Below are 23,664 nucleotides of genomic sequence, written 5' to 3'. Positions count from 1 at the left end.
GTACGGCGACAGTGGGCACTGCCCTCGACGAAAGGACCTCTGCAATGGCGTACGACCGGGATCTGGCCGACCGCATCCGCGATGCCTTCGCCGGGCTGGCGGTGCGGGAAGTGAAGATGTTCGGCGGTCTGACCTTCATGGTCAACGAGAAGATGACCGCCACTGCGAACACTCACGGCGACCTGATGATCAGGTGCGACCCGTCGCGGGTGGAGGACCTGCTGGCGCGCGACGGTGCGGACTGGCCCGAAATGCGCGGCAAGAAGATGAGCAAGGGCTGGATCGTCGTCGAGGCCGGCCGCATCGAGTCGGACAAGGTCCTGGGGTCCTGGCTGGACGAGGCGCTCGACTACAACGAGAAGGTGACCGGAAGTGGCGACTAGACAAGCAACGGAGTTCGGCGGCTTCCCGCGCGCGTTGTTCACGTTCCTGGCGGGGCTGGAGAAGGACAACTCCAAGTCCTACTGGGACGCCAACAAGGCGACCTGGGAGGCCGAGGTCCGGGATCCGGTGCAGGCGCTGATGGCCGACCTCGAGCCGGACTTCGGTCCGCTGCGGACGTTCCGGCCGAACCGCGACGTCCGGTTCTCGAAGGACAAGTCGCCGTACAAGACCTGGGTCGGCGTCACCACCAGCGAGCGTGCGGTCGGCGGCATCGGGTACTTCCTGCGGATCGAGTCCGGTGCCATCCGGTTGGCCTGCGGATCGATGGTGATGGCCACCGATCAGCTGGAGCGGTTCCGGGCCGCCATCGACAACGCGGCCAGCGGCGCCGACTTCGACAAGCTGAGCAAGCAGCTCGCCGGCAAAGGCCTGACCGTCGGCCCGGGCCGCGAGGACCCGTTCAAGCGGACCCCGGCCGGCTACCCGAAGGACCACCCGCGAGAAGAGATCCTTCGGTGGAAGGGCGCCGTCGTCGTCAAGGAGTACGAGCAGGCGGTCTGGATGCACAAGGCCGGTGCCGCCGACAAGGTCCGGGAAGTCTGGAGTGGGGCCGCCCCACTGACCAACTGGATCACCGAGCACGTGGGGGAGAGCACGACCCCAGTACGCCGCCCGCGCGGCTGATCAGGCGTTGCCATGCCCAGGAGGATTCGGGCGGTGCTGATCTGCGTCGCCCTGCTGTGTGTCTATGTGCTCGGCTACGCCGTGCTGCTCAACCTGCTCTACGGAGTACTGCCTGCAACCTCTATCAATCCTTGGGCCAACCACCCTTAGACGATTGGCGGAAGCTGTCATGTCCCACCTGGATCTGGTCACCCTGCTGACCTACGACATGGAACGCACGAAGGCCTTCTACTGCGAGATGCTCGGTTTCGAGGAGGTCCCGGAGTTCTCCCGCGGTGAGCACTTCTCCTGGCTGCGCTCCAAGAAGCGCAGCGCCAGCATCGCCTTGTTCAACGCCCGCGAGAAGGCGGAGCGGCCGACGGTCGCCCACATCCCCGACGAGAGCGGCGGCGTGATGATCGGCTTCGAGGTTGACAGCGCCGCGGAGCAATACGAGATCTGGAAGGCGCGCGGCGACATCCCGATCCGCACCGAGGTTTTCGACATGGGCAAGGGATTCACCTTCGGCGCACAGGACCCAGAAGGCAACTTCATCCAGTGCTTCGACGTCCACCCGCACTTCCGCGAGATCCAGCAGCGCATCGGAATGGACTGACGACGGACGCAACGCGCTCGGGCCGGGGTCGGCTTCACCCGTTCAGCCAGGCATACACCGAGGCGCTGAACGTCGGTGCCGACGCGTACACGGACGCCCCCTACTACTCGCCGGTGCTCGATGCGTGGGGGCGTGACCTGTACGACGGCGTCGACCCCCGCCTGCGCGCCGCCGTACTGCATCTGGCAACCGCAGCCGCGAGCAGTCGGCCGAAGGAGGACGTGTTCTTCCGGTTGGCCGATTGGCTCGGTCGGGTCGAGCCAGTCGTCTGGTACTCCGAAACCGGGTTCCTGCAAGCGGCGTGGATGCTGCGCGACCGCCCGGTCATCGAGGACTCTGGCAGCTTCCTGCGCGGTTGGCCGACCGGCGCGTACTCGCGCGAGTGGCGCGATCAGCTCGACCACCTTGTCGACGAGGACGCCGGCCGCGACGCTGCCCGCGAAGACGCGGAGCCCGCAGTCGAGGCTCTCGTCGAGAGCGGCCTGTTCGCACTTGACCGAGCTGCCTTCATCTGGCGCCGGGAGTCGATGCGAAACGTCATCGACAGCCTCTCGCGGGTGCACGGCGCCGGCCCCGATCGCGGCGACATGTGGGATCTGGAGGAGCTGCTCAACGAGCCGCTCCAAGCAGCCGTGAGGTCTGTCGCCAGGACGACCGCTCGAACGTTATGCGCCCAGTTCGGCGTCGCTCTGCATAGCCCGGCACCGGACGCGCACCCGGTGTACGAGGTTGGCGTGGGGGTCTGTAATGCCGCCGTCATGGCCGCAGTGATGCCCCTGGTCCATGCCGCGCACTTGCGCGAGCTGGACGCGTTCAGACTCATCGCTACGGGCCAGCCATTCCCCGAGCCACCGATTTGGCTACGGCCGATCGAAGACAGCGCCTAGATCCCGCCGTACCAAGGAGGCCGTCCACTCGTTGTCACGGCGTGGAGATCAATTGGCTGGCCATCGTGCCGGCAACTGTTGTGGGCATGGCCGTGGCGCGCTTCTGGTACGGCAAGTTCTTCCTGGGGCTTTGGTGGAAGTTGACCGGCATCGCCCCAGAAGACTCCAAGAACGCCAGCCGAAGGAACCTGACCCAACTCCTCATCGGCAACAGCGTGACCGCGGTCGGTCTGGCAGCCGGAGTGGGAGCCGCATCAGATGCCACCGGCAACGAGTCGGTCTGGGTCGCGCTGCTGGTCGGTCTCGTTGCCTCGCTGACGTTCTCGGCAACCACGCTTCTCCAGCACAATGCCTTCGAGCTCAAACCACCGAAGCTGACCATCCTCAACACCAGCTACCAGCTCGTGCTGTTTCTCGCTATGGCGCTGGTGATCGGGGTCCTATAACCGGCCGCGCCGTGTATGAGGCCGCTTGTCACTCTGCCCGGCGGAAGCCGCCCTGGGTGAGGCCGGCGGCTTTGCAGAGGGCGTTGAAGCCGTCGTCGGTGCCGGTCCAGTGGGCGCGGACCTGGTCGATGCCGACTCGCCGGACGACCGAGCGGAGGACGGCGACCACGATGATGGCGTCATCGGCGTAGCCGAGGACTGGCACGAAGTCGGGAATGAGGTCGATGGGAACGGTGAGGTAGACCATCAGCAGCCCGAGTTGGATCCGGACCGCTCGCGGCTGTGTGCGGTCAGTCGCGAGGTTCTTCAGCAGCCGGATCAGATCAGGCAGGATCCGCAGCGCCTCGCGCAGAACGTTGCCCCTCGGCCGGACCAGCAGCAGCGCACCGACCAGCGCGAGCCAGCCGGCCAGTACTGCGACGCCGAGCCCGATCAGTGCGTCTTTCCACATTTCTCAGGGCTCCGTCCGTGGTGCTGTCAGCGGCCAGTGCCGCGGCCTCGGACTCACCGCGGCCGGTTCGGCCAGAGTCGAACCGCTCTCCGGTACTCCAAGCCTCTATCTTTATCGTAAGTTGATTGGATTTGGCGCAGCGGGCTTCGAGGTCGCCCTGGCCTCGCACTTGGCCTGTCCGACCTCTCCTGCAGCGAAAGATGATTGCGAGACACGGCCGTCCGCTGTCGGATGAGCCGGTCACAGTGGTGATTCGCCGGGGTCGAGGTTGACTGGGCCGAGTTCGCTCAGCCGGTCGCGGAGGTCGTGTTCGCCGCAGGAGTCGAGGATCCGGTAGAGCATGGGCAGTGCGGCGAGCTTGCTGTCGCTCTTGCTGGTGAACCACTCGAGGAGATCCGCAGCGGTGCGGCTTTGGCCCGCGCCAGGGATGGTCTGCGCTGTCTCCTCAGCCGCCTGAATGACTTTCTGGACGACGTCGCTATTTATGGCTTGCACGAGTTCGGGAAACTGACTGAGCGCCCAGATGCGAGCCGTCGTACCGTCGCGAAGATAGTTGTCGCGGACCGATGCGACCTGCTCGACGTCGGACTCGAGGTGGAGTTGGCGCTCACGTGCAGCCGCGAGACGCTGTTCCTGCAGCAAGAGGCCTTGTGGATTGGCTGTCAGGCGCACCGACGAGGTGACAGCGAGGGTTCGTTCGGGCGACAAAGTGACAGCTGTGGTGGCGATCGACAGCTGTACTGCGTCCGCCGCGGCCTGTAGACGATCGACGGGGTGCTTGCGGGTGTCCGCGTTCGCGGTATCGCGGAGAGTGCTGCGGACCCGCGCCAGCACAGTTTCACGCTCGGCCTTGTCGATGGCTTCCTCCCATCGTGCAGTGATGTCCGCGACGAAGTACGCTCCAGGGAGATCCGACTCCAGCCTCGTCCTGAAACGGTGTGTGAAACTGCGGGAGAAGCGACGACTCACCATGTGCTCGGCTCGGTTGCTTCCGGATACCGGTTCGTGATCAGAGCCATGACAAGATCCGCATGAGTCGCGGAGCCTTCGGGCTCGGTGACGAAGGTCTTGAACGGTTCTCCGGACAGCCCGCTCTTGATGGCCGGCCCGAGCAACCCGATCACAAAGCGCGCCTCGAGCGTGCCGGAGTCAGCACAGGAAAGCCACCGGCGAACCACCTGCAGCGCTGACGATCGTGAATCGGGATCCGCGATAAGGGCGGCCCATGCATCGTGCAGTGTGGTCTGGAGTTCCCGGTCCGCCGCGATGGCGTCGATGACGGAGCTGTTTGTCAGCTCTTCGCCCGGGTCGACGAGGGCAAGAAGTCCGCGCTGACCGGCTACGGGATTCTGGCTGGCCGACCAGTCGATGACTGCGGCCACGACATGCGGGCGCGCTGCCTCGTCGACGGCGAGAGAACGTAGCGCGTCAGCGGCGGCGGTGCGAACTTCGAGGTGTTCGCTCGACAGGAGGAGACGGATTCGCGAGATCGCGATCGACGGGCTCTGACGTCCGAGGAGTCCGGCGCAGACTTCGGCCACACCGGTCAGCAGCCGGATCTCCGTCTTGCTTCGGGCCCATTCATACAGCCGGCGTCGTGCGGCGGCCCCGACCTCTTGACTCGTGGCCAGGCGCTCCAGGACCGCGATGGCGAGCCGGCGATGGCGAGGTGAACCGCTGAGCCATCGCTGGACGATGTCGATGATCTCGAGTGAACCCAGGTGGATGGCGAGGCGTGCTAGGACCTCGGCGACGCGATCGAGTTGACCCGCGGCCACCGCGTTCTCCTCGGTGATTGCTTCCATCCAGTCACGGATCGGGGCGCGGAGCCGCGGGCGCTCCTGCCAGACCCTTTCGAGCACGGCCTGGTCCAACCCGGGACGCTGGCGCGTCAGCGTGATCGTGTCGTCGATTCGATCGGCACCGATGTCTCTCAGAAGGTCGGTCAGCTCGGGGCCGATCAAGATGTCGCGCGCGTCCGGCGCCGCGTCAAGTTGCTGAAGCAATGCTTCAGTCGCGTTGAGAACGATTTCCGACGGTGCGCCGTCGAGTATCGACACGGTGATGAGCAGGGCGCGCTTCCGTGCGACGCTGATCGCTTCGGTCCGTAGCGTCAGCTCGCCAGCAGTTCGATTGGGCTGGTGCTCGGAGAACTTCTCCTGAAGATAGGACTCCCAGTGCTGGAACTCGTCCCGGATCGTCCCGGACTGTGACTCACTGTCGGGAGTACGTCGCTTGACGATATCGGCCAGTTCAGCGGCACGCCCAGGTGCGGCGTCGGACAGCAGGATTGCCTCGAGCATGTCTCGGAGGGCCACATCCGTCTCGAACCAGTCGTTGTGCGCCCTCGACGAGCTGAGATGTGCCTTCAGGACGGCCCGCGCATCTGGAGTTTCCAGTCTGATCGTGAACCCGACCGTTGGCGACAGGCATAACTGCCAGAGCGGAGCCGTGACGAGCACGATCATCTTGGCGCCGCAACGCGCCAGATCGATGGCGTAGCTTTCGAGCGTCCGCCCGAATTGTTCGGGGACAACCGACGGCTCGTCTGTGAGATCGAGCAGATACCGGCCGGCTGGCTCACGTGGGAGGAGGTCCACACGCGGAACTGTCCAGTCTGTCAGGCACTCCTTGATCTCGTCGTCGCGGGCGGACAGCAGGCGAAGAGCGGACGTCCGCCGTCCACTGCCGCGAGGTCCGCACAGGACGATGAGTGGCCGCTCAGGGTCGCTCAGCACTGCCGCTGCGCTGTCGAACTGTGCCGGCGGCGCGAATCCACCCGTGTCGGGGGCGACCCGTACTAGTGGGAGCCACCGCAACTGTTGCTCGTACCAGTTGATGTCGCGACGCGCTTGGTAGATGTTCCCGTTGCCGGAAACAGAGGCCGATTGGTAATCCATGACGCTCCTTCGCCGAACGGTGAGAAGTGGGCAGCGACTCAGCGCTTGGGACGTGGACCCTGAACGACATCACGGCCGGCCTGGATGACGGTGCCGCCGCGATCGGCCGTACCCTTCTGACGAACGGTGGGACGGTCGGTCTGCGGCAGCCGCCGGTTGATCTCGTCGACGAGTACCTGGAAGTCGGCGGCGAAGGCCGGATCTGTTCTGAGACGCTGCCGCAACTGCCCGCGCAGCTCGGCCTGTACATCGAGCTTGGCCTGCGGATCCGCGGCGGATCTGATGGTCGTGAGAGCGTGCTCCAGTTCCAGCGCGACGGCTTGCTCCTCATCCGAGTCATCACGGCCGAACAGCCGTACCACTCGGTCCTTCAGCTGCTCCCAGGCACCAGTCGCCATCGCGGTCACCAGAGCCGTCGCCCCAGTCTGAGCCAGTTCACCGAAGTCCATGAATCCCCCTTGTCGACGATGCGGAGTAGACCGTATTCGACCTGCAAGCCGCTCACACCCGCACTCGGCGCGTCGAGGTGGGCACCCCCGAAGAAATCGATTCTCTAGTGAGGAACTGGCTTCGTGTGCAGCGAAGTCTGTTGGACACCTCGACGGGCAGGTCCACTTTCCCGGTCAGCCGGACTTCGTATCGACTTGCGCCATGCTGCCGGCGCGATATGAGGTCCGAGATTCCTGCAAGGGCAACCGGAGGTTGGTGGGCTGCCCGGCTGGCTCTCACCCCGTCATTCGTGTCTCTACGCGTAGCGAAGCGACCATGGTCTCTCTGGCGACGCAGTCCCCGTCGAACCCAGAGCACAGGCGTACATCGTCGAAGCCTGACATCCCACGACCGTCATCACATGCTCATCCCTGCGAGATGCGAAACGTGGCTCTCCGCAGGAGGATGCTGACACTGAGTAGACTGCGCCGGTGGACACGCGCCGTGGGGATCAGGTATTCGTCAGTCTGGTACATGTGCTGAGCCGGATCTTGCTGCCCGGCTCTTTCACCATTCAGTACGAAGTCTGCGGGGTCGGCTTCAGGAGGCCACGGGTGGAGTTTCTCGTCAGGCGGTGGAGTGCCCCACGTGTCGTGAGATGGTGACGTGTACGGTGCGGGATTCCGGGCGCACCTTCTGGATCCGTTTCGGCTACGGGTTGGTCGCATTGTTGTGCTTGCTCGCCGTCGTTGGGTTGTTCGTGTTCGGCATCGACTGGGTGGGTGTGGGTCAGCACTACTCCGCTGCATGTCTGCTGGCGATCATCGCGGGGGCTGGAATCGCCTCCGGTCTCGGGCTCCGGTGCCTGGGGGCCGCCGTCAAGTATCGGGGTGTGGACATGGGCTGGCCATTCTCTGCGATCCCGACCCGCCACCGGATCGTCGAGCAGTGATCCACTTGAATCCAACTGGTCACGCACGACCTAGTGCCTCGTCAAGGAACGTTGGCGTTGTAATCGTGTCGGGTTGACCTGGCCGGGGCTGGTTTTGGAGGCTGGCTGTCGGAGGTGGTGATGGCTCGACAGCCTGAGGTGTTCGTGCGTGCGTTGGAGCCCGAGGAAGCGGCTCGGTTGGTGAAGATTACCCGCACGGCCAAGGATCGGGTCCGGTTGCGGCGGGCTGGGATCGTGCTCGCGTCGGTGCAGGGGCGTAGTGCTGGTGATGCGGCAGCGATGTTCGCGACGACGGCGCAGTACGCGCGGGAGGTGATCCACGCGTTCAACGAGTCCGGGTTCGCGGCACTGGACCCAAAATGGAGCGGGGGCCGACCGAAGAGGTTCGGCCCCCCGGTTCGTGAAACGGTCTGCCGGATCGCGAAGACTCCGCCGCAACGGCTGGGGCGTCGGTTCACGACCTGGAGCCTCACGAAGCTGGTCGAGTACCTGGCCGAGCACGGCAAGATCCGGATCAGTACCGAATCGGTGCGCAAGATCCTTCGGGATGCCGGCATCAGTTGGCAGGCCACCAAGACCTGGAAAGCCAGCAGGGACCCCGAGTTCGCGTCGAAGATGGCCCGCATCCTTGACCTGTATGACCATCCACCGGTTGACGGCCGGGTGCTCTGCGTCGACGAGTTCGGTCCGCTCAACCTCCAGCCCCGACACGGTGCTCTCGTCGAAGAGCTCTCCGCCCTCCGAACCTTCTGGGAATCCTGCTTCCAAGACGACTCAGGTCCCTCCGAACCACTGGCGTTCCACCGGGACCTCACAATTGCCGTCCGCAGGCTGCGAGAGTGGACGTCGCTCCTCGGCTGCACCAGGACAGTTCACCGCGACGGTCTCGCGCCCGGCTAATCTGTGAATGTCGCTCTAAGTAGTGAGTACTGCGGGGTTTGTCGATGGAGTAACGCACACCGGCGCGTTCGGGCGGACGAGGTGGACATGCGGCCTGAGTCACGCCCGAAGAAGTCATCCCCGCTACAAATTGCCGCGCGGTGGATCGTGGGCATGCCGCCGCGCCGAACACGTAAGTTCTCGAAAGCTTGCAGGAATGAGATCAGGCGATTCTGAGTGCCTTTTCGCTGGCACGGCTGGGCCAAGCTGACGGGAGCTCCGCGACAGGACATAGCACCCCGGCAGACGTTGCTGTATGCATCCGCTATGTTGCTCGCTGCAACGGTCGGGTTGTGCTGAAGCATGGTGCCAACGACCGGCGCCTAGAGTGACGAGCTCCTGTGCCGGTGTCAATTGTTTCTGCAGGAAGCTGCAATTTCTGTAACGGTCCTGTGTGTGAGTGCGATGGAGCGGGTGCTGGCCGGCCCCGGCGGTTGTCCCTCTGCCGGTGTGTCCCTCTTCGGCTGGCGATATGTGGGGGTCTGCTCATGTATGTCTTGGATCGTTCTCAGCGTGCCCGTGTTCAGCGGCTTCCGCGGCTTGTCGCGGCATTCATTGCTCTCTCTTTGCTGGTTACTGGCTTGGAAGGCGAGCAGCGGGCTCACGCTGCCTCTGTGGCCGATCCGGTGCAGTCGGCGGCGAAGGTGGCTTCGCGGCCGGATGTGGTGTCGGCGGCGGTGACTGCGCGGTCGCAGGGGTCGAAGGTCGAGGTCGAGTCGATGAGGACCGAGACGTCGACGACGTGGGCGAATCCGGACGGGACGATGGAGACCGAGGCGCATATGGCGCCGGTTCGGTTCAAAAATGCTTCGGGAGAGTGGCGGCCGGTCGATCTGGAGCTGGCCAAGGCCCCGGACGGGACGGTTGCGCCTAAGGGACACAAGCTTGGACTGCGGCTGGGGCAGCGTACGGCCGGGACCGGCGGGGTGTTCGCCTCGGCTGCCGCGGGTGATGGCGGGTCGGTGGAGTGGCTGGCGCCGTTCCGGTTGCCGGAACCGTCGGTCGAGGGGACGAAGGCGACGTACGGCGAGGTGCAGCCGGGTGTCGATCTGGCCTTGGATGCGCGGCGGAGCGGGTTCGAGGCCGACTTCATCGTGAAGTCGCGGCCACAGTCGGCGCCAGTGTGGCGGTTCCCGTTGAAGACGAAGGGCCTGACGGCACGTGCGGGGAAGTCGGGCACGGTCGAGTTCGTCGACTCCAAGAGCGTCGTACGCTCCCGTATCCCGGTGGCCTACATGTGGGATGCGGCCAGGGACTCGGCAACGGGCGACCCGGTCAACAAGACGGTCGTGAACGTCTCCGTGGAGCAGGTATCGCCCGGGAAGGCGACGCTGGTGGTCGCGCCGGACGCTGCCTGGTTCATGGATCCGGCACGTCAGTTCCCGGTGACGGTGGATCCCACGTATGTGGCGGGTACAGCGTCGCCGTCGTACGACACGTTCGTGCAGACGAGCGTGAACAGCGACTTGTCGTCGACGACGGATCTGCGGGTAGGCAAGAACGGGACGCATCAGGAGCGGACGTTCTTCAATTTCGGCACGGCACCGTTCCAGGGCAAAGACATCGTCTCGGCGACGTTGTCGCTGTACCAGGACGGTGCGACGACGTGTACGCCGACGGCCGTCAATCTGTACGGGGCGTCGGTCGCCTCGACGTCGACGAGTACGCCGACGACGTGGACGAATCAGCCATCGTTCTCGGAGCCGGCCTCTGGGACCGCGTCGTTCGCGAAGGGGTTCTCCAGTTCGTGTGCGGCCGGCCGGGTCGGGATTCCGATGACGAGTCTGGCTCAGTACTGGTCAACGACCCCGGCCGGCACGGTCGGTGTCGCGTTGAAGGCCGCCAGCGAGTCGGATCCGGCGTACTGGAAGCGGTTCAGGTCGATGGAGTCGTCGACGGATCCGTTCGTGTCGTTCACCTGGAACCGCAAGCCGAACGCGCCCGCGACGGTCGAGCCACGCGATGCTGTCGCCTACGCAGCGCCAGGTGAGACGACGTCATCGCTGTACTCGGCGAGCCTGCGGCCGTATGTGCAGACGAAGGCGACTGATCCGGATGCGAACACGGTGAAGTACGTGTTCGAGTTCTACACCGGCTCCGGATCGACCTTGAGTGTGAAGGGCACGTGTACCTCGCCCGTGGTCGCGTCCGGTTCGACGGCGGGGTGTGCACCGGCAACAGATCTGCCGGACAACACGCTTCTCTACATCCGCGCGAAGGCCAACGACGGGCGCCTTGACGGCCCGTGGGTCAGCTACAACCAGCGGCTCCGCACCGGAGCGCAGACCCCCGCGGTACCGCAGGTGTCCTGCCCGGCGCCGTATGCCAACAACTCCTGGCAAGACACCACGCCGACCGTCGACGTGAAGTGCACCGTGACCGCAACCGGCACCGGCTACAACGCACCGGGCTACCTGCGGCTAATCATCGACGGCGTCCGTCCGCCGGCCACCGAGGCAGGCGGCCCCGAGGGCCAGGTCAAGATCGTGCCGTCCAGCGACCCAGCGGTCGCGAAATGGGAAGTGACGTTCCCTCGCACCAAGGCGGGTCTGCACCTGATCAGGACCCAGGCTGAGACACCGGCCGGCACGCTGTCGCCAAGCGTGTCCTACCAGTTCGGCTGGGGCACGTCGGCTTTGACCTCGCCGACAGCGGATCCGCGGATCACGACGGCCGACAACGTCCGGATCACCGCTGCCGGCCCGCCGAAGGGCACCGCCTCTTCAGTCACGGCGAAGATCAAGTGGCGCGTCTCAGGGTACGGCGGCTCAGACGATCTGATCGGCTGGAACGACTCGACCGCGCTGCCGGTCACCGACAACGGCGCGGGCGGTGTGACCGTGAATGCGTTGTGGGATACCAACGAGGCAAAGACCGATATTTACCTCGACTCCAACCCGGGCACGCCCGAGCTGGAGCGGACCGACCTCAACCCGCGGGTCCCGGTCAAGCTCGACGTACAGGTCTGTTTCCAGTACGGCTCGACCGAACAGTGCACCTGGTCACAGAATCCAGGCACAACGGTCCAGCGGCTGCCGCATGCCTTCGGCAACGGCTTCCCGACCTCGGACGCAGGGCCGGGCCAGGTCGCGTTGTGGACGGGCGAGTTCAACATGTCCGTCAGCGACATCTCGGTTCCCGGCTACACCGGTGACCTGTCGATCTCGCGCTCGCACATGACCTACGAGTCGCCGGGCAACGCGATCACCGGGGTGTTCGGTGAGGGCTGGTCGGCGCAGTTCGATGGCGCGGACGCGGGCGCGGCCGGTATGCAGGTGGTCGACTCGACGCGCCTGGACGGCACCCTGGTGCTGGTCGACGGCGACGGTTCGATGTTGGTCTACGAGTCGCCGTCCGGCACGCGGCGCGTCAACGGGACGCTGGCCGTCGGCAAGTGGGCGCCTGTAGATGAGGACACAGCCACCGACGGCTCAAAGCTGACGGTCACCGGTAGCGGCGCAAGCACGGCCCTGTCCTTCATTGAAGACGATGGCACAGTTACGAGCTGGAAGGTCGCGACAGCACCAGCCGCAGACAAGGACATCCAGTTCCAGGCCGACGGCATCTCCGAGCCCGGCGTGGCGGGCAAGACGACCTTCTCCTACGACAACGCGGGACGCCCGACTCGGATCCTCGCGCCGCCGCCACCTGGCGTCACCTGCGGCGCCTAAGTCGCCGCGACTCCACTGTCGGGGATGGTCGCGGGGTGCCGTGCGCTGCACTTCGACTACACGCTGATCGGTGCGTCGAAGTGGCGGATGTCGGCTGCGTGGCTGGACATCTACAACCCGGACAAGACCGGCACGGACAAGATGGACTCGATCAAGGTCGCCGCATATAGCTATGACGGCAACGGCCGGCTGATCAAGGTCACCGACCCACGCTCCGAGCTGTCAACCGACTACACCTACAACGCCGCCGGCGACGTCGCGACCGTGAAGTCAGCCGGTCAGGTCCCGTTCCAGCTGAACTACGTCCAGGTCGGCGACCGGCCGAAGCTCGACTCGGTCACCCGTGACCGCCCAGCTGGCGACCCGACTGGTGGCACGGCGATCCTCGGCAAGTATGTGTACGACGTGCCGCTCTCCGGCGATGGTCTCCCCGACCTGACCGCAGCCTCCGTCGCACGGTGGAATCAAAAGGCCGCGCCGACGCGTGGATTCGCGGTCTTCGGTCCCGACCACCCGATCAACGGTGCGCCGTCGGCTTCGGACTGGCGCTACGCCGACCTCCAGTATGCCGATGCCGCAGGCTACACCGTCAACACAGCCACCTATGGTGCGGGAAACTGGCAATACACCTCGCTCGACTACAGCGACCAGGGCAACGTCGTGCGCGAACTCGACGAACGTGCCCTTCGAGCGGTGATTGACTCCGCGGCACCGGCAGACCAATTGGCCACAATCACGGTGTACAACGGAGACGTCACCCGAGACGGGGTCGTCGTAACGCCTGCAGGGACTTTGGTCACAGACACATATGGGCCCGCTCGCTGGGCGGCGCTCAAAAATGGGAGCATCGCTTGGGTTCGGCCACACACGAGAACCTTCTACGACGAAGGTGCACCGAACGGCGGTATCAATCCCACGACCACAACTCCTTACCGCCTCGAAACGAGTGAGCGAGGCTCTGTCTTCGACCCCGGGACCGCCCAGGATCTCGAGACGGTAGCTGGTTCAGTCACAAGCTACAACGCAGTGACAGCTGGTGACGGCGACGGCTGGAGCCTGGGCCTGCTGACTAGGTCGGCCGTCGATATGGATCTCGACGGAACTATCAGCGTCGGCGATCAGGTGCAAGTGAGACGCTATGACTCCGAAGGTCGCAGCATCGAGATTCGCCAGGCGAATTCTGCCAATGGCGACGGCAACGATGCAGGCACAACCAAGAGCGCCTACTACACCGCGACAGCCAACACCGGCTTCCCAGAATGCGGGGACAAGCCGCAATGGGCCGGACTGCCGTGCAAGTCATATCCCGGCGCCGCCCCGGTGTCTCCGGCGGGACAACCCGCAACGCCCACGATTCCGACAGTTACGACCGCTGGATACAACTACCTACTCGCTCCAACGAGTGTTGTTGAGACCTCCGGAGCCGTCACCCGCACGACCACAGTCACGTATCTAGCGGACGGCCGTGTACAGGGCAACGCGACAAACACGACCGGCCTGCCCAATTCGGTACCTGCGACCAACAAGGACACCACATACGATCCCGCGACCGGACTGGCCACGGTGTCGAAGGCGCTGAATCCCGACGGAACGGTCGCCGGCACGGTGACAACCGCCTACGACGGGTGGGGTCGGCAGATCAGCTATCAGCCAGCAGGTGAAGCCGCGACGACGACGAGCTACAACGCCGCCGGTGAAGTCGCTCAAATCATCGACACCAACGGCACGACCACCTACACCTATGGTGGAATCGACGCTGCCGGCGTCGCTGAGCCTCGGAGACTTGCGACCCGAGTCGACGTCGCGACAGCCGGAGGAACCTGGACTTCGACTGCCACCTACGATCTCGGCGGCGCCATCACGATCCAGAAGTTGCCTGGCGGCGTCATCCAGGGCACGAAGTATGACCAAACTGGCCAGGTCATTGGCCTCGAGTACGGCGGGCCCGTCACCACGACTGCAGAAGACGGGTCCGCCTACGTGGTCCCCGACGGCAAGTGGCTGGCGTGGTCACGCGATAACGACGTCAATGGCCGGCTGGCCCGCGAGTGGACACCTGACGGCGCGGCGTTCGCCGGACCGGCCGTTGGTGACGAGGCATCGCCATACGATCGTGCCTACTCCTATGACACCGCTGGCCGTCTAGCGCAGGTCAGGGACCGTACCGGCGCATCGGGCGATGACATTCTCGACCCAACGCAGGCGTCTTGCGTCACCCGAACCTACGGATTCGACGCAAATGACAACCGACTCACCAGAGCCACAGCGGTCTCCGACTCGACCGGTGCATGTGTGACAAACGGCGCCACCGTCACCACACGGGCGTTTGACACTGCAGACAGGCCGACCACCGGCGCCAATGGGCAGGGTGGCTACACCTATGACGCTCTCGGACGCACGCTAAAAATCCCCTCGGCGGATGCGTCACGTCCTCAGGATGGGGATATCGCCCTCACGTACTTCGACAACGATCTCGCCAGAACCATCACGCAGGCCGGTACGACCACGACCTATGCCCTGGACGCGCTAGATAGGCGGGCCACTGAAACAACATCGACCGGTGGCAACTCGATCGTGCTCACCCGGCACTACACCGACGGATCAGACAATCCAACCTGGATAACCCAGGGGACAGTGACCCGTAGATACACTGAGTTGGTCGGCGGCGACCTATCGCTCACCGTTGACCAGACTGGTGCTGGGCAACTCACCTTGAGCAACCAGCACGGCGACATCGTCACAACAGTCGATCTGGCAAACTCGGCCGCTCCCGCGGCTGCCATCAGCGGCTGGAACAACTACGATGAGTACGGCATCGCGTCCGCAAGCAACAGCGTCTCGACGGGGCCCGTTCGCTACAGCTGGCTAGGCGCAAACCAGCGTGCCACTTCTACTGGCGAACTCATACTGATGGGCGCTCGCCTCTATAACTCAGCGACCGGGCTGTTCACGTCTGCCGATCCGGTGCCGGGCGGAAACACCAACGACTACACGTACCCGACCGACCCGGTGAACAGCTTCGACCTCGATGGCCGAATGTGTCTGTGCGGGGCAGGCGACTTCTTCGGAGGACGATTCGGCATCGGGGGGCCACGAGGCAGCGGTGGCGGTGGCCGCGGTGGTGGGAGCGGCGGTGGCGGGTCGATCGGACGACGAAACTTCCCACGCGTCCAGTCCGCCTCGGGCGGTTACCGCTACGGACTCAAGCATCTCAATCGGGTCATGGATAGGCTCGAGAAGATCGAGCGCAGCGCGGCGATTCGTGCCAAGGGCAAGATCGGGATGCAGAGGGCTGGTGTGACGCGTCAGAACACGACGCGCATCCGTTGGAAGGGACGGCACTACGTTCCCGATCATTGGCGGGGAAACACCATCATCGAAGTCAAGTACTACCGCCCTGGCCGCACCCTGAATGCCACTCGACAGATTCGATCGATGTCCGAATGGGCACATGCGAATGGGCACCGCTTCGTTATCAGGGTCAACTATGGTGTGAAGCTCAGCCGAAACCTTCAGAGATTGGCGAATCAAGGCCGTGTCATCATCTCGCGATACTGATGCCTTCCTGGCGAGCCTCGACTACGGCTCGAACTGGGAAAACGCCGAAGCCTACATAGCGAAGAAGCTTCACCTTGAACTGAACGAGAGCGAGCACCTGGGCGACGACTGGGTGCTCACCCCCGACGAAGCCATCCTTGCTGGCTGCCAGCAACTGATCGACTCCACCTCTGAACCCGTCGTTCGAGAGGTGCTGGTCGCGGCGCTGCGCACTTCCTATCACCTGCGTCGAGTGCACAGCCTGCTGGCCCAGATCGCCGAAACCGCCGCTGCGAAGTGGCGGGCCGGCGACCGAGAGGTTCCACAGCGGAACCTGTTGCGCCGTGTCAGCCAGGCATACCACTACGGCGTCGTAGACGCGGATCTCGACTTCGTGTTGAGGATGTGTGCAGAGCCGACTTTCGCCCCACAGAGTCCCGAGGACGGAGAAGATCTCCGTGGCTACTGGTTCGAGTCGCTTGCCAAGCTTAAAGATGCGGAGGTGGGGCGGTTCTGTCGCAACGTCATTGACGACGACCTTGGCCGGTGGACTGACTTCCGGTTGATCGACGCGATGCGCGTGGCCGCCAAGTCGTGGACGCCTAGCGATGCCGAGGTGTTCAGCCGGATCGCCGCTGAGCACTCAGACAGCTGGATTCGGCAAAACGCAAAGCGCATCCTCAAGAGACATGTCTGATCAAGGCTCTGTGGGCGGTCTTAAGCAGGCCTATGGCGTCGGCTCAGACCCTGGGTCGCGCTTGTCTGCGCTCACCTCCGTATCCGAAGTCTGCAGCGTGTCGGTCGAGATGTCGGGAGTTCGAACTGCAGTCCGGGCTGCTGGAGGCAAGACGCCTGCGATTCGCCTGTAGCGACCGGCTTGCACCGATGCGCTTGGTGGGGGAGGCTCGCCGAGCAAGCTAAGACCAGCGATTCGGTAGAGATCTCGGTATGCGACGACGCTACGCAGGAGTGACGGCCTCGTGGTGGGCACATCCGCAGTGATCTGCATGAGAATGCCGTACCAGTCGGGCCTGTCGCGGTCCGCCGACTCAGCGAGCCAGTCGATGCGGTGTGCGATCTGGGCTTCGAGTTCTCGTAGTGGCCCGATGACGGTGGGGTCGGTGACGCCTTCGGCGGGTTGGAGGATGTCGGCAATCAGGTTGGGGTGCCTGCCGGTGCGGCGTTGGGTGCGGGTGACAAGTCGTTCGATTCGTGTGTGGAGTACGGCGGCGAGGTCGTTGGCGTTGGCCAGAGAGGACTGGGCGACGGCCTGTCGAACGAGTCCGGGTACGTCGAGGCCGATGGCCTCGGCGCGGCGTAGTTGGGTGATGAGCGGTCCGTAGGTGGGGGAGGCCTGGAGTGCGGCTTGGTCGGTGGGATCGAGATCTGATTGGGCTATGGCGGGTTGGTAGCGAGTGCGGGCGTCTAGTTGGCAGAGGTGCTCGTGGATGGGAATGAGGCGGTCCAGCCGAGTTGCGCTGTCAAGTTCATGGCGCATTACTTCGTGGGCGGATAGTTCGACGCCTGGCTCGCTGAGGACGGCCTCTAGGACGTCTTGCATGGTCTGTTCGAACTGGGGTTCGTGGAGGTCTGTGCTGGTTTCGCGGGTTGCTATGTAGGCGCGGTTGGAGTGACGGCCGCGGGTCATGCCGACGTACAGGAGGGCTCGGGTCAGCTTGTCCGTGACGACTATGTGCGCGGTGTCGACGGTTGCGCCCTGGGCTCGGTGGGCGGTGGTGGCGTAGGCGAGTTCGACAGATTCTTGGACATAGGAGCTGGGGAGGGTGACTGTTTCGGCGTTGGTGTTTTCGACCGTGAGGGAGCCGTCGGGCCAGCGGTGGATGACGGTCCAGTGGTCGCCGTTCTTGACGAAGCTGGCTTTGCCGTAGCGGAGGCGGCGGTTGTTGAGGCGGGCGACGATGTGGTCGCCGAGGCCTACATGGGTGCCGTCATGGAGTTCGATGCCGTCGGGTTCGACTTCGCCGGTCGTGATGCGGTCGAGGCGGGCGCGGGAGTTGAGGCGGGCGACGGTGGTGTTGTCCGCGGCGATGAGCAGACTGGTTTTGCCAGCGGTGGTGTCCGCTAGCCAGGCTTTGTAGGCGGCGTCTTCCATCTCGTCGGAGGAGCCTGCGGTGAGTCGGTTGTGGTCTTCGTAGGTGTCGATGACTGACAGGTGGCCGGCCCGGAGGGAGAGGCTGGCGTCCCGTTCCCAGGGGGACGTGAAGCGCCAGACGTCGCTGAGTTGGGCGGCGTTGCTGTCTTTGGCGATGAGGCGGAAGGCTCCGCCTGTGTCGGCGGCGCTGAGTTGGGCGTCGTCGCCGACGAGGAGGAGTTTGGCGCCGGCTGTGTTGGTGGCGCGGGCGAGGGTGGCGAGTTCCATGGTGCTGGCCATGGAGGCTTCGTCGACGATAACCAGCTGGTTCTTGTGGAAGCGCCAGCGGTCGTCTTCGGCGCGGAGGCCGGCTAGCTGGCTGGCGAGACGTTGGTGGCGGAGCCGCCGTCGAGTTCGGTTGGCGAGGTGGGCGGCGTACTCGGTCTGTTGGATGTGTTGGCGGCGGGTCTCGGCGCCGAGGCCGACGGATTCGTAGATCCATTTGGCGATGTTCTCGGTGGGGGTGCCGATCGCGTCGGCGAGAACGCCGGAGGCTGCCGACGAGGGAGCGAGCGCGATGATCGATCCTGGGCCGTGGGCGGCTTGCCACGTGGCGGCCAGGGCGGACAGGAGGCTGGTCTTGCCGGTGCCGGCGGGGCCGATCAGGGCTTCTACTTTCTGTCCGCTGGTCGTTATGCGGTGGATGGCGCGAAGCTTGTCGGCGCTGAGGTCGTCTGCGTGGATTCTTGGGCGGCTGAGCTTCGGTCCCGATGGGTCGCGCGCCAGGTCGAGGAGTATTGATTCTGCGCCGAGGATGACGGGCGAGGTGTACATCTGTCCGTTGTGGATGGTGAAGATGCTTTCGCCTGCGCTGCGGGTCACTGGGATGGTGATGAGGTCTGGTGCGGTCAGGCTGATCGAGTGTTGCTCGGCGGCTTCGACGATCGACTGGAGTACGGCGAAGCGTTCGTCGGAGGACACGATTCGCAGCAGGCGTGTTTGCCGCGCTGCCTCGGCCAGAAGGTTCCACCGGGTCCAGGTCGCGCGCTTGTTCTGCAGGGTCAGGACGGTTGCGGCGCCGTAGGCGTCGATGGTCTCCGGACTCAGGTCGGATGCGGAGAGGGGCCGTTGGCTCTCGTGGTCGAGTGACTGCTGGATCGTCGCGAGGACTTCGCTTCCGACCGCCTGAGCGGTTCGCTTCTTCCACGCGATCATGAGGTCTGCGAGCGGTCGCGCGTGGTGCTTCGCCGGTCTGTTGAGGAGGGTCGCCTGCTGCCGGAGGTCGTACATCTCGCGGCGGCTGGGTGGGTGGATCTGGTCACCGCGCTGTTCGAGAAGAGCGCCCAGGTTGGCTTCGATCTGTTTCGTTCTGCCGGAGAACTCAGCGATCAACTCGTCGGGAATCACGTCGATCTCGAACGCCGGATTCCGGCGAGGGCCGCGTTCGCGGAGTTCCCAGTTCACGCCGAGACGGCGGGTGAGGTTGTCGGCGAGGAAGACGTTGTGGATCTCGGACATTGCGACTGCTGATCGGAACAGTACGCGGCCGTCGAGGGTTCGCCAGGTGCCGTCTGGGCCCTGGACGCGGTTGGCGATGACGACGTGGGTATGGAGTTGGGGGTCGCCGGCGCGGGTGTCCCAGTGGTCGAAGGTCGCCGCGATGACGCCGCGGGTGTCGAGTTGGGCGATCCCGTCGTGGCCGCTTCGGGTGAACGCGGCGTGCTGCTCGACGAGGTCGAGGACGTCCTGGATTGCCTCGTGGTGGGCAGCGACGATCTGCTCCTGGATGCCGATGTCCGAGGTTGCCCAGAGCGCGGAGACTGACTTTGCGGGGGAGAAGGTGAGGTCGAAGCCGGCGACTGCTTGCGGTGACTTTCTCCGCATCTCGGTCTTGCGGATTTGCTCGATCGCGGTACGTCGTTCGTCCTCGTTCAGACCTGTGTCGAGGGCGCGGATCTGCTCGTCGATGCGGGTCGTCGGGTTCTTGTAGACCCGGTACGGCTGTCCCAGCGCGCGGCCGGTCAAGGGATCCTCGGCGCGCCCGAAAAGTGCCTCCATCTGTGGTTCGTTGACATCGCTTCCCGGTGATAGTTGCCCGTTACCGAGACCGGCTAGCCCGGACCCCATCCAACGGCCTGGCGGGTAGCCGGACGCTGTGTAATAGGCCGTTAAGGGGGTGGCCATGCGCCGGTCGACATCGGCGGAAGCGATGTGGCGCAGCAGATACATAAAGCCGTCGCCGGCCGTGAGCCGATGGACACTCAGCATGCCGAGCCACGTCCGGAAATGATCTTGAGTGCCCGCTCTCTTCGTCGCATGCCGACTCAACGCGCGGCGGACTACGAAATCGCATCTGATCGTATTGGCTACTCAATGTCCTCGGATGCAAGAAGTGTGACGGCATTCGTTCTGACGTCTGAACGGGATGTGGGGACACGCGGCGGAGTGCCGGAGTCGGGCGGAGTGGCCGTGCGGAGATAGGCGACGGTGTGAACGTCGGCGCCGACTCGTTTTGCAGGCTTGTTCAACGGTGCGTTCGGCCAGGTGGTGTTACCAGGCTTCGGGGTCGCGGCGGTAGAGGTCCCTCGGTCATCATGATGCGGGCTGCTGGACGGTTGTGGGGAATCTGGTCTCGTGGCTAGGCCGGAGCGAGATCACCGCAGATGGCATGCAAAAGTCGACGAGATTGGGTAACGAAGAGGCCTGCGATCGAGCGCGTGGAACGAAACCTCAGGTTTCGAGGTCGTGGCTTCACCGGTCTGGATGAGTGCCGCTTGCCTCTGATCCGATCGGCACCTCGGCGATCGTGTGCCATTCGTACATCCGGTTGTCGCGGTGGAGTTCGATCAGCGAGGCGGTCGGAATCGAGATTTCGACCGGCTCGGACGAGATGGACTCGATCGCTGACTTGATCGCGTCGGCGGGCTGAGAGCTGGACGAGTAGGCGAGGGTGACGTGGGGTTGGAAGCCGTCGGCGTCCTCGGGGACTGAGTCTGGCCCGAGCGCGTCGGCGATTGACTCGCGTACGGCGGTTCGGATTCGGTCGATCTCGGCTGGTGGGAGGGCAGGGAGGACGATCGCCTCGGGGCGGATGAGCGGTCGGTGGAACTCGACGGTGACCGGGGTGAGGGCGGCCAGCCTTGCCTGGGCTGCTGCTGTGAGGACCTTGATTTGGTCGGTGGTGATGTCGGCGGTGTGGCCGACGCCTTGCATGGTGAGGTGGAGCCACCGATGTGGGATGAGGTCGAGTCCGGGATGGCGGGACAGTTCGGCTTGGTAGGTGTCGACGAGGCGGTGGAGTTCGGTTTGGCCGTCGAAGGTGATGTGCCAGGTGTAGAAGCGCGTTCCGACCTGCCAGCCTGGTCGCCACCACCAGTGGTCGCGGAGGTCGGTGGCGTGTTTGTAGGTCCACTCAGGGCTGGGCATCCTGTCCGCCTTAGATCTCGGAGCGACTGGTCGGCGTCTCGCCGTGCTGCGGGATGTCGTACTCGTCGATGAAGACGACTTGGTCGGCGGGCCAGATTGACTCGGAGATTTCCAGTACCTCGTCGTCTGCGGATCGGGCTGTGTGCACGAGGTGGAGGATGGCTTCGCCGCCTGCGAGGTGGAACAGGCCGGGCTCGTCGCCTTCAGCGGCGCGGATCACTGTCGTGTCCTGCGCATGGTGGTAGGTCTTGCCGGACAATTCTTCGATGCAGAGGAAGAGTGCCTTCGGCACGACCGCTGCCTCCTCGAGGTAGGTGCCGGCCCCGTGGGACAGCGGCACGTAGCTCGCGCCGATCTCCCGCAGTTGGCTCGTGGTCTTGTCGTGGAGGTGTCGGCGTCGGATGACGACTTCGGATCCTGGCTCGACGCCCATTGCTTCGGCGATGTGAGGCGGGACGGGCCCGCGGCCGGCGAAGACGATGCGGTGCTCGAGGGCATCGTTGAGGAGGCGCTGATCGGTGCGGGCTCGGCCGTAGCGATTGCGGGAGCGGCGTTGGCGCTTCCGGTTTTCGCGCACGAAGGTACCGACGCCGTGGCGGGATTCGATAAGCCATTCGGAGCGCAGTACGGCAAGGGCCTGCCGCACGGTCGGCGGGCTGACATGGAAGCGGTCGGCCAGTTCGGTTTCGGCGGGTAGACGGCTGCCGGGGGAGAGCTCGCCGCTTTGGATCTCTGCGCGGAGCTGGTCGGCGATCTGGAGGTACTTCGGTCCTCGTCCGCTGAGCGTGGCCGGGAAAGTCACATCAACTCCTCATGAGGTCTGGAAGAACTGTACGCCGAGGGGCATCGTGTCCTAAAGTCCTATAGAGGACTATATGAGAGCCGGTCAAGCCGCCCGCGGAGGAAGATGCACGATGACGTCGCTCGAGGTTGATCCCACCTGGTGGGAGGGCGCGGTGCACGAAGGCCGGCCGTTGCGCGACTCCCTGGGGGAGCGCGATATCTCTGCGCTTTTTCAGTTTCTGCGTCTGCACGGCTGGAGCAAGCGGGCGATCTCGATGGCCACGGGCGTGTCCGAGACTCGGGTGCGCAGCATCTCCAAGGGCGATCAGGTGGTGACCTCGTACGACGTTCTGGTCCGGATCGCCGACGGGCTGGGTATAGACCGAGGATTTCTTGGCCTGGGTCACGCGCATCAGCCGGCCTCGCACCGCACCAGGCCAGCGGATCCGAGTACTGATCCGTCGTTCGTCGGCTCCCTTGCTGCCTTGGCGGTGGGCCCGGTGCCTAGCGAGCTCGCTGGGCTGCTCCCGAGTCCGAGGCCAGCTGTCGCCGTACCGGCGCTTGTCACTCAGGCTCATGTCGAGTTGGTCCGTGATGTCAGGGACCAGCATCGACGGGTTGATGCCCAGCGAGGAGGAGGTTCGTGTCGTGATTCGGCGGTCAGCTATCTCGGCTGGGCAAGCGGCATGTTGCGCAGCCGGTTCGACTCCGAAAGGACCGAGCGCGACTTGAAGGCTGCGCTGTCGGACATGTACCAGGTCGCGGGCTGGGCATGCCACGACCTGGGCGACCACGCCGCCGCGCGTCACTATCTGACCGCAGGTCTCGTGCTTGCCAGGGACATCGACGACCTCGGGCTTATCGCCGGTGGGTTCTATCGCCTGGGGCGCGTGTCGATCCATCTTGGTCAGGCTCAGCAAGCGTTGAAGCTGTGGCAGCTGGGACAGATCGTCGCGCAGGACAGTGGCAATCTGGCGTCTGTTGCGGTCCTGCACGCGAATGAGGCCTGGGCGTACGCGATGCTCGGCGCAGCCGATCTGGTGTGCGACGCCCTCGCTCGGGCGGAGGGCGAGCTGGATCGAGTCGATGTTGCGACGGTTCCGTCCTGGGCGAGATTCTCGCTGGCTCCGGGGGAGCTGGATGGCATTTCCGGGGTCATCTACGGGCGCCTGGCTGCACATGCTGAACACCGGAAGTACGCGACACAGGCGATCGAATGTGGTGAGAGTGCATTCGGTAGACGGGTGGCGGGGGAGGAGAGGAGCCAGACTTTCGATGCCATCTCGGTTGCTATTGGCTACATGCTCGACGGCCAGTTGAACGAGGCTGAGCAGTACGGGCATCGGGCTGTTGAGATGGCCACTGTGACGGCGTCTGTTCGTGCGGCTGACAGGCTTCGTGGTCTGGCTGCTTTGGCGAGGCCGTACAAGGCACACGGCGGAGTTGCCGAGGTGGTCGCTCGCATCGGCGTGCTGGCGACGGGCTAAC

At 64.6% G+C, this 23,664-nt stretch carries 19 protein-coding genes; 12 read left to right on the top strand and 7 right to left on the bottom strand.

Features of this window, described 5'->3' with window-relative positions:
* Positions 1 to 44 precede the first annotated feature (44 nt).
* The 6 genes from ACFTSF_RS11055 to ACFTSF_RS11030 are packed head-to-tail and all read left to right on the top strand — an operon-like array spanning position 45 to position 2,996.
* Positions 45 to 383 carry a TfoX/Sxy family protein gene (locus ACFTSF_RS11055; RefSeq protein ID WP_380153663.1) on the top strand — a complete coding sequence of 113 codons (339 nt, stop codon included), beginning with the start codon at positions 45 to 47 and terminating at the stop codon, positions 381 to 383.
* Positions 373 to 1,068, top strand: coding sequence for a DUF2461 domain-containing protein (locus ACFTSF_RS11050; RefSeq protein WP_380153662.1), 696 nt, complete (start codon positions 373 to 375; stop codon positions 1,066 to 1,068). The genes ACFTSF_RS11055 and ACFTSF_RS11050 overlap by 11 nt, the downstream gene beginning before the upstream one ends.
* A 12-nt stretch (positions 1,069 to 1,080) precedes the next feature.
* Positions 1,081 to 1,218, top strand: a complete 138-nt coding sequence (locus ACFTSF_RS11045) for a hypothetical protein (RefSeq protein ID WP_380153661.1) — start codon at positions 1,081 to 1,083, stop codon at positions 1,216 to 1,218.
* A 19-nt stretch (positions 1,219 to 1,237) separates the two neighbouring features.
* Entirely contained in the window at positions 1,238 to 1,663 is a 426-nt protein-coding gene (locus tag ACFTSF_RS11040) for a VOC family protein (RefSeq protein ID WP_376029009.1), read from the top strand.
* Complete coding sequence (locus ACFTSF_RS11035; protein WP_380153660.1) at positions 1,606 to 2,550, top strand: hypothetical protein; 945 nt, start codon at positions 1,606 to 1,608, stop codon at positions 2,548 to 2,550. Before ACFTSF_RS11040 ends, ACFTSF_RS11035 begins: the two co-directional genes overlap by 58 nt.
* A gap of 41 nt (positions 2,551 to 2,591) precedes the next feature.
* Positions 2,592 to 2,996 carry a DUF1761 domain-containing protein gene (locus ACFTSF_RS11030; RefSeq protein ID WP_380153659.1) on the top strand — a complete coding sequence of 135 codons (405 nt, stop codon included), beginning with the start codon at positions 2,592 to 2,594 and terminating at the stop codon, positions 2,994 to 2,996.
* 28 nt (positions 2,997 to 3,024) lie between these two features.
* On the opposite strand, the gene ACFTSF_RS11025 is transcribed toward ACFTSF_RS11030, so the two are convergent.
* The 4 genes from ACFTSF_RS11025 to ACFTSF_RS11010 form a co-directional block, all read right to left on the bottom strand.
* Positions 3,025 to 3,447, bottom strand: coding sequence for a YkvA family protein (locus ACFTSF_RS11025; RefSeq protein WP_380153658.1), 423 nt, complete (start codon positions 3,445 to 3,447; stop codon positions 3,025 to 3,027).
* 240 nt (positions 3,448 to 3,687) lie between these two features.
* Positions 3,688 to 4,281, bottom strand: coding sequence for a hypothetical protein (locus tag ACFTSF_RS11020; protein WP_380153657.1), 594 nt, complete (start codon positions 4,279 to 4,281; stop codon positions 3,688 to 3,690).
* A 131-nt stretch (positions 4,282 to 4,412) separates the two neighbouring features.
* Positions 4,413 to 6,047 carry a hypothetical protein gene (locus ACFTSF_RS11015; protein ID WP_380153656.1) on the bottom strand — a complete coding sequence of 545 codons (1,635 nt, stop codon included), beginning with the start codon at positions 6,045 to 6,047 and terminating at the stop codon, positions 4,413 to 4,415.
* A 338-nt stretch (positions 6,048 to 6,385) separates the two neighbouring features.
* Positions 6,386 to 6,796, bottom strand: coding sequence for a hypothetical protein (locus ACFTSF_RS11010; protein WP_380153655.1), 411 nt, complete (start codon positions 6,794 to 6,796; stop codon positions 6,386 to 6,388).
* Between the two features lie 653 nt (positions 6,797 to 7,449).
* Between ACFTSF_RS11010 and ACFTSF_RS11005 the strand changes: the two genes are divergently transcribed.
* The 5 genes from ACFTSF_RS11005 to ACFTSF_RS10985 all read left to right on the top strand — a co-directional run bounded on the left by ACFTSF_RS11005 (position 7,450) and on the right by ACFTSF_RS10985 (position 16,572).
* Entirely contained in the window at positions 7,450 to 7,728 is a 279-nt protein-coding gene (locus ACFTSF_RS11005) for a hypothetical protein (protein ID WP_380153654.1), read from the top strand.
* A gap of 120 nt (positions 7,729 to 7,848) precedes the next feature.
* Positions 7,849 to 8,628, top strand: coding sequence for a transposase (locus ACFTSF_RS11000; RefSeq protein WP_380153653.1), 780 nt, complete (start codon positions 7,849 to 7,851; stop codon positions 8,626 to 8,628).
* 653 nt (positions 8,629 to 9,281) lie between these two features.
* Positions 9,282 to 12,338, top strand: a complete 3,057-nt coding sequence (locus ACFTSF_RS10995; RefSeq protein ID WP_380153652.1) for a DNRLRE domain-containing protein — start codon at positions 9,282 to 9,284, stop codon at positions 12,336 to 12,338.
* A 24-nt stretch (positions 12,339 to 12,362) separates the two neighbouring features.
* A complete protein-coding gene (locus ACFTSF_RS10990) occupies positions 12,363 to 15,896 on the top strand; it encodes an RHS repeat-associated core domain-containing protein (RefSeq protein WP_380153651.1) in 3,534 nt (1,177 codons plus the stop codon).
* Positions 15,874 to 16,572, top strand: coding sequence for a hypothetical protein (locus tag ACFTSF_RS10985; protein WP_380153650.1), 699 nt, complete (start codon positions 15,874 to 15,876; stop codon positions 16,570 to 16,572). The genes ACFTSF_RS10990 and ACFTSF_RS10985 overlap by 23 nt, the downstream gene beginning before the upstream one ends.
* A 30-nt stretch (positions 16,573 to 16,602) precedes the next feature.
* Here the strand turns inward: ACFTSF_RS10985 and mobF are convergent, their stop codons facing one another.
* The 3 genes from mobF to ACFTSF_RS10970 all read right to left on the bottom strand — a co-directional run bounded on the left by mobF (position 16,603) and on the right by ACFTSF_RS10970 (position 22,195).
* Complete coding sequence (gene mobF / locus ACFTSF_RS10980) at positions 16,603 to 20,235, bottom strand: MobF family relaxase (RefSeq protein WP_380153649.1); 3,633 nt, start codon at positions 20,233 to 20,235, stop codon at positions 16,603 to 16,605.
* 483 nt (positions 20,236 to 20,718) lie between these two features.
* Positions 20,719 to 21,393 (bottom strand): 2'-5' RNA ligase family protein, encoded by a 675-nt coding sequence (locus tag ACFTSF_RS10975; RefSeq protein ID WP_380153648.1) that lies wholly within the window; start codon positions 21,391 to 21,393, stop codon positions 20,719 to 20,721.
* A gap of 10 nt (positions 21,394 to 21,403) precedes the next feature.
* A complete protein-coding gene (locus tag ACFTSF_RS10970) occupies positions 21,404 to 22,195 on the bottom strand; it encodes a GntR family transcriptional regulator (protein WP_380153647.1) in 792 nt (263 codons plus the stop codon).
* A gap of 112 nt (positions 22,196 to 22,307) precedes the next feature.
* On the opposite strand from ACFTSF_RS10970, the gene ACFTSF_RS10965 reads away from it, so the two are divergent.
* Positions 22,308 to 23,663 carry a hypothetical protein gene (locus ACFTSF_RS10965; RefSeq protein WP_380153646.1) on the top strand — a complete coding sequence of 452 codons (1,356 nt, stop codon included), beginning with the start codon at positions 22,308 to 22,310 and terminating at the stop codon, positions 23,661 to 23,663.
* Position 23,664 lies beyond the last annotated feature (1 nt).

Origin of the sequence: Kribbella sp. NPDC056951 (genome assembly GCF_042674205.1) — a bacterium.
GTDB classification, from domain to species: Bacteria; Actinomycetota; Actinomycetes; order Propionibacteriales; family Kribbellaceae; genus Kribbella; species Kribbella yunnanensis.
This window is presented reverse-complemented; position numbering and strand designations above follow the sequence as displayed.